Source organism: uncultured Ralstonia sp. (assembly GCA_913056305.1).
In the GTDB taxonomy this organism is placed as follows: Bacteria; Pseudomonadota; Gammaproteobacteria; order Burkholderiales; family Burkholderiaceae; genus Ralstonia.
On the sequence record CAJXMR010000179.1, the window covers coordinates 1 to 9886 of the forward strand.

The 9886-nt window shown below is 68.1% G+C and carries 9 protein-coding genes; 1 reads left to right on the top strand and 8 read right to left on the bottom strand.

The genetic code is table 11. From position 1 onward, the window contains the following. The 8 genes from QZ609_RS20590 to QZ609_RS20625 all read right to left on the bottom strand — a co-directional run. On the bottom strand, positions 1-856 hold an 856-nt coding region (locus tag QZ609_RS20590; RefSeq protein ID WP_295498894.1), incomplete at its 3' end, for a porin. After that, positions 853-1887 carry an aldo/keto reductase gene (locus QZ609_RS20595; protein WP_295498897.1) on the bottom strand — a complete coding sequence of 345 codons (1035 nt, stop codon included), beginning with the start codon at positions 1885-1887 and terminating at the stop codon, positions 853-855. The genes QZ609_RS20595 and QZ609_RS20590, both read right to left, overlap by 4 nt. Before the next feature lie 17 nt (positions 1888-1904). Continuing rightward, positions 1905-2429, bottom strand: coding sequence for a formaldehyde-activating enzyme (fae, locus tag QZ609_RS20600; protein WP_295498900.1), 525 nt, complete (start codon positions 2427-2429; stop codon positions 1905-1907). A 74-nt stretch (positions 2430-2503) separates the two neighbouring features. Then, positions 2504-4420: an efflux transporter outer membrane subunit gene (locus tag QZ609_RS20605; RefSeq protein ID WP_295498903.1), complete on the bottom strand. Its 1917-nt coding sequence runs from the start codon at positions 4418-4420 to the stop codon at positions 2504-2506. Positions 4421-4427: 7 nt separating this feature from the next. Continuing rightward, on the bottom strand, positions 4428-5591 hold the full coding sequence (locus QZ609_RS20610) for an ABC transporter permease (protein WP_295498905.1): 1164 nt from the start codon (positions 5589-5591) through the stop codon (positions 4428-4430). Continuing rightward, positions 5588-6541, bottom strand: coding sequence for an ABC transporter ATP-binding protein (locus tag QZ609_RS20615; protein ID WP_295498908.1), 954 nt, complete (start codon positions 6539-6541; stop codon positions 5588-5590). The genes QZ609_RS20610 and QZ609_RS20615 overlap by 4 nt, the downstream gene beginning before the upstream one ends. Beyond that, positions 6538-7503, bottom strand: a complete 966-nt coding sequence (locus tag QZ609_RS20620; RefSeq protein WP_295498911.1) for an HlyD family efflux transporter periplasmic adaptor subunit — start codon at positions 7501-7503, stop codon at positions 6538-6540. The genes QZ609_RS20615 and QZ609_RS20620 overlap by 4 nt, the downstream gene beginning before the upstream one ends. Before the next feature lie 29 nt (positions 7504-7532). Next, positions 7533-8252, bottom strand: coding sequence for a TetR/AcrR family transcriptional regulator (locus QZ609_RS20625; protein ID WP_295498914.1), 720 nt, complete (start codon positions 8250-8252; stop codon positions 7533-7535). Between the two features lie 112 nt (positions 8253-8364). Here QZ609_RS20625 and QZ609_RS20630 point away from each other — a divergent pair, with 112 nt between their 5' ends. Further along, positions 8365-9876 (top strand): aldehyde dehydrogenase family protein, encoded by a 1512-nt coding sequence (locus QZ609_RS20630; RefSeq protein WP_295498917.1) that lies wholly within the window; start codon positions 8365-8367, stop codon positions 9874-9876. Positions 9877-9886: the final 10 nt, after the last annotated feature.

Consider the following 9886-nt stretch of genomic DNA (forward strand, 5'->3'; position numbering starts at 1 on the left):
ATGCCGAACTTGAGCGTAGTGGCCCCGTCACCGGCCAGCTGGCACCCAGCGTGGCCGACGTGCGGCGCGTGCTGGTGTCGCCCAGGAAGGCGAGGCTCGTGTCGCTCAAGTGCGTCTGGCTATAGCTGCCGGTGAGCGTGACCGAAGCGATGGTGTAGGCCACACCGGCAAACCACGTGTTGTCGCGCAGCGAATTGCGCTCGGCCGTCAGCATGGCCGACCACGGGCCGCGGTCGTAGTTGAGCGACGCCGCCACCGGGCGCACCTGGTCCACGTTGCCATTCGCGTCAGGCGTGGTGTGCTTGTCGACCCCGACCGACGCGCGCACGTGGAAGCCATTCCAGTCTGGCGAGTCGTAGAACACGCCGTTGTTCAGGCGCGAGTACTCGCCGATCGGGCCGTTGTTGTTTGGGTCGGTGCGGTATGACGGGTGGAACGCGTACCAGGCCACCGACGTGACGCGGTTGAAGTTGGCCCACGGGTCGTACAGCCAGTCCCACTGCCACATGGGTGTGAGCGCGCGGCCCAGGCGCACGCTGCCGAAGGGGCCGCTCAGGCCCACGGTCGATTCGTCCTGGAAGAACGGCGTGGCGCCGCTCGTCTCCAACCGGCCGCTGCCCAGGTCGAAACGGCTGCTCAGCTTGAAGGTGGCGGCGTAACCGCCGCCCAGGTCTTCCGTGCCCTTGATGCCGACGTTGCTGCGCTGGATGGTGCCGAGTTGCGTGGCATTGCCGGTCATCTTGACCACGCCCACGTCCAGGAAACCGTAGAGCGTGATACCGGACTGGGCGTAGGCCTGCGCGCAGGCAAGCACGGCTGCCGCCGCGCACAGGCTGCGCAACGCCGCACCGCTCATGCGGCCTCCCTGGCATCGGCAAACGCGCCGCGCGCCGGGCGTGCGGTGCGCGGAATGCGCCGGCCCGCCGTGTAGTCGTTGATGACGTCGCACGGCGTGTAGTTGCGCTCCAGCTCGTAGACTTCGTCGTCGGTGAGCTGCATGTTGGCGGCAGCGAGTGCGCTGTCGAACTGTGCGGTCGAGTCCGCGCCGACCAGCATCACGTCCACGCCCGGATGACGCATCACCCACGCCTGCGCCACCTGCGCCGGGCTCACGCCGCGCGCGGCCGCCACGCGGCGCACTGATTCCGCAACCGCCTGCGAGGCCGCGTCGCCGTACATCTGCGCGGTAAAGACATCGGTCTGGTTGCGCGTGGACTGCGCGTCGCCCGAGAGCAACCCGCGCGCCAGCGGGCTGAACACCGACACACCCAGACCCTGGTCGCGGCAGAACGGGATCATTTCGCGCTCTTCCTCGCGGTAGGCGCAGTTGAGCTGGAGCTGCATGTTGATCGGCTTGGCATAGCCGTGGCGCTCACACGCCTGCAGGATCTTGGCGAGCTGGCCAGTGGTCATGGTCGACACGCCGATATAGCGCGCCTTGCCCGCGCGCACCACGTCGTCCAGCGCGCGCAGGGTCTCTTCCACCGGCGTGTGGATGTCGAAGTAATGCAGCATGTACAAGTCGAAGTAGTCGAGCCCGGCGCGCTGCAGTGAACCGTCGATGGCATCGAAGATGTGCTTGCGCGAGTGCCCCTGGTTGTTGGCGCCCGCGCCGATCGGGTAGCCGACCTTGGTGGTGATGACCAGTTCGTCACGACGCGCGGCGCGGTGCAGGATGCGGCAGACCACCTCTTCGCCCACGCCGGCGGAATAGAAATCCGCCAGGTCGATGAAGTTGACGCCCGCTTCCAGCGCGTGGCGCACGATGGGCTCGCTCTGCGCCTCGTCGTAGATCCACGGCTTCCACTGGGGCGTGCCCATGTTCATGGTGCCCAGGCACAGGCGCGAGACGTTCAGGCCGGACTGGCCGAGTCGGATGAATTCCATAGTGGGCTCCGATGCGCTCAGGCGGCTTCCACCGCCTTGGGCGTGTAGAACGGGTTGGCGATGCGGCCGACCACCTCGGCCAGCACCAGCGTCTTCGGCTGGCCAGTCAGCGCGTTGCGGATGGCGTTGCGGCAGGCGTTGTAGTTGTTCTCATAGACGGCATCGAGATCGTCGCAGGCCCAGTTGACCCAGTTGGCGGTGACGATGCACCAGCCGTCTTCGGCCTCGGGCGGCAGCGTGCCGTCCAGCAGCGCCTCGGTCACGGCGCGCGCGATGCCGGCCTGCGATGCGCCCCAGGTGGCATTGCCGTGCAGGTCGCCGCGGATGTCGGCCTTGTTGACGTACAGCGTCATCGGCTTGACCGGCACATTGGGCTGGGCGATGACCATGAACGGGCAGTGCCCCTGTGAGGGCGTGGCCAGCGCGGTCGCGAAGGCCTGACCGACCGGGCCGTCGCGCGGGCCCAGCAGGATGTTGATGTGCGCGGCATTGACGCCAGGGCCCTCAAAGCCTTCGCCGATATACATGGTGGACGGTGTCATGGTGGGTGCGTGAGCGTGCGAGAAAGTGATGGGAAAAGCGATCGGAAAACTCGGAAAAGGAAAGCGCTACCGCGTCAGGCGTGCGCTGGCCGGCCGAACATCGAGAAGCCGAGCGGGTAGCCAAGCCCGTGCGCCTCACGCTCCGAGGCGTCGGCGCGCTGCTGGTGCTGCTTCTCGACGAAGCGGCGCACGTAGTCGTCGGCGGGGCGTTCGACGATGCCTTCGGGCGTGTCGACCTGGATCAGCCGGCCGTCGCGCAGGATGGCGATGCGGTGGCCGATGCGCAGCGCCTCGTCCATGTCGTGCGTGATGAAGATGATGGTCTTGTGCAGGGTCTGCTGCAGCGTGAGGAGCTGGTCCTGCATCTCGGCGCGGATGAGCGGGTCGAGCGCGGAGAACGCCTCGTCCATCAGCAGGATGTCGGTGTCGGCGGCCAGCGCGCGCGCTTGCAGCGTCTGCGCGTCGTTGTGCACGGCGTGCAGCGCGTCGGCTACCTCCTGCAGGCCCTGCAGCACGGTCTGCTTGTAGGCTGCGCCGGCTGCGTCGTACGCCGCCTCGGCCTCGCGCTTGCGGGCGCGCAACGTACCGCCGTGGAAGATCGGCTGCGTGAGCGAGGTGCCCAGGTTCCAGATGCTCGACCCGGCGCCGAGCAGGTTGCGGAAGCCGGTCGTCTCCGAGCCCAGCCCCGCCGACAGCGTGATGCGCGGATACAGGTTGGCCGTGGCCACGCCCACGTTGGCACTCGCCTCGTGCCACAGTGCCTCGGCGGCGCGGATGTCGGGACGCCGCTGCGCGAGCGTCGACGGCAGCGACATCGGCAGCGGATCGGGCAGGCGCAGTGCATCGAGCGATGGCAAGTCCGGCAAGCCCGCGCCCGGCTCGCGGCCCATCAGCACCGACAGCCGGTGCCGCATCTGCGCGGCCTGTTGCGCGAGCGGCGGCAAGGTGGCGTCCGTCTGCACGAGCTGGCTGCGCTGCGACAGCACGTCGACCTGCGCAACACCGCCCGCGGTGAAGCGCCGCTCGGTGATCGCCAGCTGCTCGCGCTGCTCGGCCACCATCCGCCGCGTGGTGGCGATCTGCGCATCGAGCGAGGCGATGCGCACCACTGAAGTCACCACATTGCCCGCCAGCGACAGCCGCGCCGCTTCCAGCGTATAGCGCTGCGTATCGACTTCCGCCCGCGACGCTTCCAACGCACGCCGCACGCCGCCGAACAGGTCCAGCGCGTACGACACCGACAGCGACGCCGAGTACAGCGTGAACGGCCCCGGCTTGGGCGTGTTGAAACCGAACGCTTCCGGGTTGATCTGCTGGCGCACCGCCGACACGGTGCCGTCCACCGACGGCAGCGCGTAGCCGAACTGCGCCTCGGCTTCCGATTGCGCTTGCCGCAGGCGTGCCTCGGCCTGCGCGACGGTCGGGCTGGCGCGCAGCGCTTCGTCCACCAGTGCATCGAGAGCGGGCGATTGGAACAGGTGCCACCAGTCGGCCGGCACATTGGCTTCGGCCAAATGCTGCGCTTCGCCACCGGGAATGGGCGCCGATGCCGTCTCGCGCGGCACGGGCTGTGCGGAATAGCTGGGCGCAGCGGGCGTGGCCGGCGTCTTGAAGTTGGGCCCGACGGCGCAACCGTTCATCGCCAGCGCAGCAGCCAACACAGCACCCAGACCCAGACCCAACCCACGCCCCCCCCACAATCGCCCAAACGCCAACACACGCCCCCTGACAGTTTGGCCGTTCCCTGCCCTAGATGGCGCCTTGAATTTTTGTAAGCGGGCGGAAAAAAGACGGGGAACTGTCCGAGCGAAGCGAGTTTTCCCCGTCTCCGCCCGGTTACGAAAATTCAAGGGGTCTTTCGCCATCTCGGGCGCGCCTTTCTTTGCTTTCTTTCTTTGGCAAGACAAAGAAAGGGAGTCGACCCCTGCAGGGGACGAAACGGGGGATGGACCACCCACGCCATCACAGAAAAAGATCAGGAACGTTCGCATGGCCACCTCAATCCAGCGTCTTGCGATAGAACCGCAGCGCGATGCTCAGCACCAGCACCGTGAACACCATCAGCGGCCAGATGCTCGGCCACAGCTCGAACCAGCCGTTGCCCTTGAGCAGGATGCCGCGCGTGAGCCGGTTGAAGTACGTCATCGGCAGCAGGTTGCCGATCACCTGCGCCCACTTGGGCATGCCCACGAACGGGAACATGAAGCCCGAGAGCAGGATGTTCGGCAGGAAGTAGAAGAAGGTCAGCTGCGTCGCCTGCAACTGGTTCTGGGCGAGCGACGACAGCGTGATGCCCACCGTCAGGCTGGCCACGATAAACAGCAGCGCCGACACGTAGACCATCCACACGCTGCCGACAAACGGCACATGGAAGGCGAACACCGCCATCAGCAGGATGATGGTGACCTGCACCAGCCCGATGAAGATGTAGGGCACGATCTTGCCCGTCATCACCTCCAGCGGATGCACGGGCGTGGCGAGCAGGTTTTCCATGGTGCCGCGCTCGCGCTCGCGCGTCATGGCCAGGCCCGTCATCATCACCATGGTCATTGTCAGGATGGTGCCCATCAGCCCCGGGATGATGTTGTACTGCGTGATGCCTTCCGGGTTGTAGAGCTTGTGGATGCGCACGTCGAACGGTGGCGCCGCGCCACTGGCACCCCCGGCCAGCGGCGCCAGCGCGCCCTTCATGTCTTTGCTGACAACGCCTTGCACCAGTTGCGAGAGGGAGGCCACCGCCAGGCCGGTGGCGGCCGGGTCCGTGGCATCGGCCTCGACCAGCAGCGAGGGCTTCTCGCCGCGCACCAGCTTGCGCGTGAAGTCCGGCGGGATGGACACGACGAACTGCAATTGCCCCTTGGCCAAGGCATCGCGCCCGGCCGCCTCATCGGGCAAGGTGGTGGTCAGGTCGAAGTAGGCGGAGTTGCGCATGCTCGCCAGGAAGCTGCGCGTGAACTCGCTCTGGTCCGCCGCAATCACGCCAGTCAGCAGGTGCTTGGGGTCGGTGTTGATGGCAAAGCCGAACAGGAGCAACTGCATGATCGGGATGCCGATCATCATGGCGAAGGTCACGCGGTCGCGCCGCAACTGCAGGAACTCCTTGAGCACCACGCTCCACCAGCGGCTGAAGGAGAAGCGATTGCCGTTGATGGTGAGGCTCATGGCTGCGCTCCGTAGTTGTCCGACGAGCCGCGCATCATGTGGATGAAGACGTCTTCCAGGCCGGTGTCGATGGGCTCGGCGCGCACGCCGGCTTCGCTGGCGAGGCTGCGCAGCGTGGCCTCCAGGGCGAGCGCATCGGCACCCGTCACGTGCAGCACGGAACCGAAGGCGACCGTCTGATCCACGCCGGGCCGGCCTTCGAGCTTGCGGCCAAGCTCGACCAGGTTGCCGCCCATCACTGCCCAGGTCGACAGGCGCTGGCTGGCGATTACCTCGGCGGCCGTGCCTTGCGCAAGCAATTCGCCGTACGCAATGTAGGCGAGCTTGTGGCAGCGCTCGGCCTCGTCCATGTAGTGGGTGGAGACCAGCACCGAGATGCCCTGCGCGGCCAGCCGGTGCAGCTCTTCCCAGAAATCGCGGCGCGCTTTCGGGTCAACGCCGGCGGTTGGTTCGTCCAGTAGCAGCAGGTCGGGCTGGTGCAGCATGCACGCGGCCAGCGCCAGGCGCTGCTTCCAGCCGCCGGACAGTGCACCGGCCAACTGCTTGGCGCGTGAGGCCAGGCCGAGCGTCTCCAGCGCGTGGTCCACCGCCTCGCGCCGGTTGGGCATCTCGTAAAGGCGCGCGACAAAGTCAAGGTTCTCGCGGATGGAGAGGTCGTCCCAGTACGAGAAGCGCTGCGTCATGTAGCCGACGCGGCGCTTGATCTGGGCCGACTGCTTGAGGATGTCGTAGCCCAGGCAGGTGCCGCTGCCGCTGTCGGGCGTGAGCAGCCCGCACATCATGCGGATCGACGTGGTCTTGCCGCTGCCGTTGGGGCCGAGGAAGCCGAAGATCTCGCCGCGCGCGACCTGCATGGAGAGATCGCGCACCACGTGCTTATCGCCGAAGTGCTTGTTCAGGCCGCGCACGTCGATGGCGTAGTCGCCGTAGCCGTTGTGCGGGCCGCTCATGGCAAGGTCACCTCAACCGGCTGGCCGGGGCGCAGCTTGGGGCCGTCCGCTGCAGCGGGCCGCGCTTCCACCATGAAGACCAGCTTGTCGCGCGTGGTGTTGCTGTAGATCACGGGCGGTGTGTATTCGGCCTCGTTGGCGACGTAGGTGACGGTGGCACTCACATCAGCCGCGCAGCCGTCGCAATGGATGCGCGCGGCCTGCCCGGGCTTGAGCGCGCCCACCACGCCCTGCGGCACGAAGAAGCGCACCTTCACGTTGGCCGGCGGCAGCATGCGCACCACGGGGCTGCCCGCGCCCACCCACTCGCCTTCGCGATACAGCGTGTCGACCACCAGACCGCCCTGCGTGGCCTTCTGCGCCTTCTGGTCCAGCCGCCATTGCGCCTGCGCCACCGCTGCGCGCGCCGCTTCCACCTGGGCCAATTGCGCGCGGATCTGGTCATTGCGCGCCGGCAGTTGAGCGATGCGCAGCTGGTTGGTCAGCTCGCGCACGCGCTGCGCGTTGGTCTGCGCGGTGGAGCGGCTGGCGTCGAGCTGCGCCTGCGGGATACCGCCGGCGCGGAACTGCGCCTCGTCGCGCGTCAGCTGGATCGACGACAGCTTGTCCGCCGCCACTGCCTGCGCTAATTGAGCACGCGCGACATCCACCTCGGGTACGCGCCGGCCGAGGTTCAGGTCGGCCAGTTGCGCCTCGGCGGCCTGCAGCTGCGCGGCGGCCTGCTGGCGCGCAGCGGCCTCGTCGGTGGACTCGAGCACGAACAGCGGCGCACCGGCGCCGACAGTCTGGCCGCGCTGCACACCCAGGTGCTCCAGCCGTCCGCCCATGGACGACGCCACGTAGACGAACTCGCCCTCCACATAGCCCTGGTAGGTCTTGGTGTCCGGCTGACCACAGCCCGCCAACGCCGCTGCCGCCCCTGCCAGACACCCTGCCCTGCCGATCCACTTCGCTGGACGCATGCCGCCCTCCGCGTAACTGATTGATCCGTCTACTTACGTGTCTTGCGCTTGGCCTTCTTGCTGCCGTCGTCGTCGACTGCCGGTGGGGGGCCGATGCCGTGCAGCAGCAGCGCCGCCACGTGCCGCCCGATCGCCTCCGCGTCAACGGTGTCCGCATACGGCAGGCGGCCCCACAGCGCGCGCGTGGCCAGCGGCAGCATCGCCAGGCCGATCACCGACACCATCACCAGCGGCGGCTGCAGCGCCGGGTTCACCGCACCGGCCGCCTGCGCGCGGGCGATGCGCTCGACCAGCAGCGTGGCGCGCTCCAGCGCGATGCGCGCAAACGCCCGCTCGCGCAGCTGGCCGCCCTCGCTGGCGATCTCGCGAATCCATAGCGGCGGAAACCACGGCGTGGCCGAAGCCATCGCCACCATGCGCTGGGCCACCCCCGCCACGGTATGCGCCAGATCCGGCAGGTGGCTGTCGTCGGTGATGGCGGCCAGCGCCGGGCCCGTCACCTGGTCGATCAGGGGGCGCAGGCGCTCATCCACGATGGCGTCGAGCAACTGGTCACGCGTCTTGAAGTGGTAGTGCACCATCGGCGCCGTCACCCCGGCCTCGCGGGCGATCGCCGCCAGCGTGGTCGGGCCGACGCCGTCGCGCGCAAACAGTTGCACGGCAACGTCGAGCAGACGGTCGCGTAGGTCTTCTTGCGCACCGCCACGAGGACGGCCCGGGCCGCGTGGGGAAGGTTTTCGGGATGCCATGCGCGAATATTAATTGTCGAATTAATTAATTTCAACGTGCGAATACCCCTGCTTGCGGACCGACCACTGGCAGCGCATGCTGAACGTGACGCTTTCACCTCCGCACACCGCCATGTCCGCCGCCGAATTGCTGCACCGCCTGCATCTGCACACCCTGTCCGACGCCGACGGCCCGCTCGCCGCGCGCTCGCCGATCGACGGCGCCGTGCTCGCCCGCCTGCCGCTGGAAACGGCGGCCGACGCCGACCGCATCGTCACGCAAGCGCAATCCGCGTTCCAGGCATGGCGCACCGTGCCCGCCCCGCGCCGGGGCGAACTGGTGCGGCTGCTCGGCGAAGCGCTGCGCGCGCACAAGGATGACCTCGGCGCGCTCGTCACGCTGGAGGCCGGCAAGATCACCCAGGAAGGCCTGGGCGAAGTGCAGGAAATGATCGACATCTGCGACTTCGCCGTCGGGCTGTCGCGGCAGCTTTACGGACTGACGATTGCCAGCGAGCGCCCTGCGCATCGCATGATGGAAACGTGGCATCCGCTGGGGCCGTGCCTGGTCATCACCGCGTTCAACTTTCCGGTGGCGGTGTGGGCGTGGAATGCTGCGCTGGCGCTGGTGTGCGGGGACCCGGTCATCTGGAAGCCGTCGGAGAAGACCCCGTTGACGGCGCTGGCGGTCGAGCGCCTTTTCCTGCGCGCGTGCCAGCGCTTGGGCGACGCGCCTGCGCACTTGGCGCAGGTCGCCATCGGCGGACGGGATCTGGGCGAAGCACTCGCCCGCCATCCAGGCATTCCGCTCATCTCATCCACCGGCAGCACGGCGATGGGCCGCGCCGTGGCGCAGGCGGCCGCGCCGCGCTTTGCGCGCACCATCCTCGAACTCGGCGGCAACAACGCGGCCATCGTCGGTGCCAGCGCGGACCTGGCGCTGGCCGAGCGCGCCATCGCCTTTGCGGCGATGGGCACGGCCGGGCAGCGCTGCACGTCGCTGCGGCGGCTGTTCGTGCAGCGCACCGTCTACGACGCACTGGTGCCGCGCCTCATCACCCTCTACGCGCGTGTGCGCGTGGGCGACCCGCGCGAGGCCGATACCCTGGTCGGTCCGCTGATCGACCGCCACGCCTATGAGCGCATGCAGGCCGCACTGGCCCGCGCCCGCGTCGAAGGCGGCAAGGTGCACGGCGGCGAGCGCGTCACCATTGGCGACGGCGACGCCTACTACGTGCGCCCCGCCCTGGTGGAAATGCCCGCGCAAACCGGCGTGGTCTGCGAGGAGACCTTCGCGCCCATCCTTTACGTCATGCCGTTCGACACGCTGGACGAGGCCATCGCGCTGAACAACGCGGTGCCGCACGGCTTGTCGTCGAGCCTGTTCTCGCTCGACATGCGCGAGGCGGAGCGCTTCGTCTGCGCTACCGGCAGCGACTGCGGCATCGCCAACGTCAACATCGGCCCAAGCGGCGCAGAGATCGGCGGCGCCTTCGGTGGCGAGAAGGACACCGGCGGCGGGCGCGAATCGGGGTCCGACGCGTGGAAGGCCTACATGCGGCGCGCCACCAATACGGTCAACTACGGCACTGCGCTACCGCTGGCGCAGGGCGTCCGCTTCGACGTCGGCGACGAGAACGGCTAGGCCGCAGACG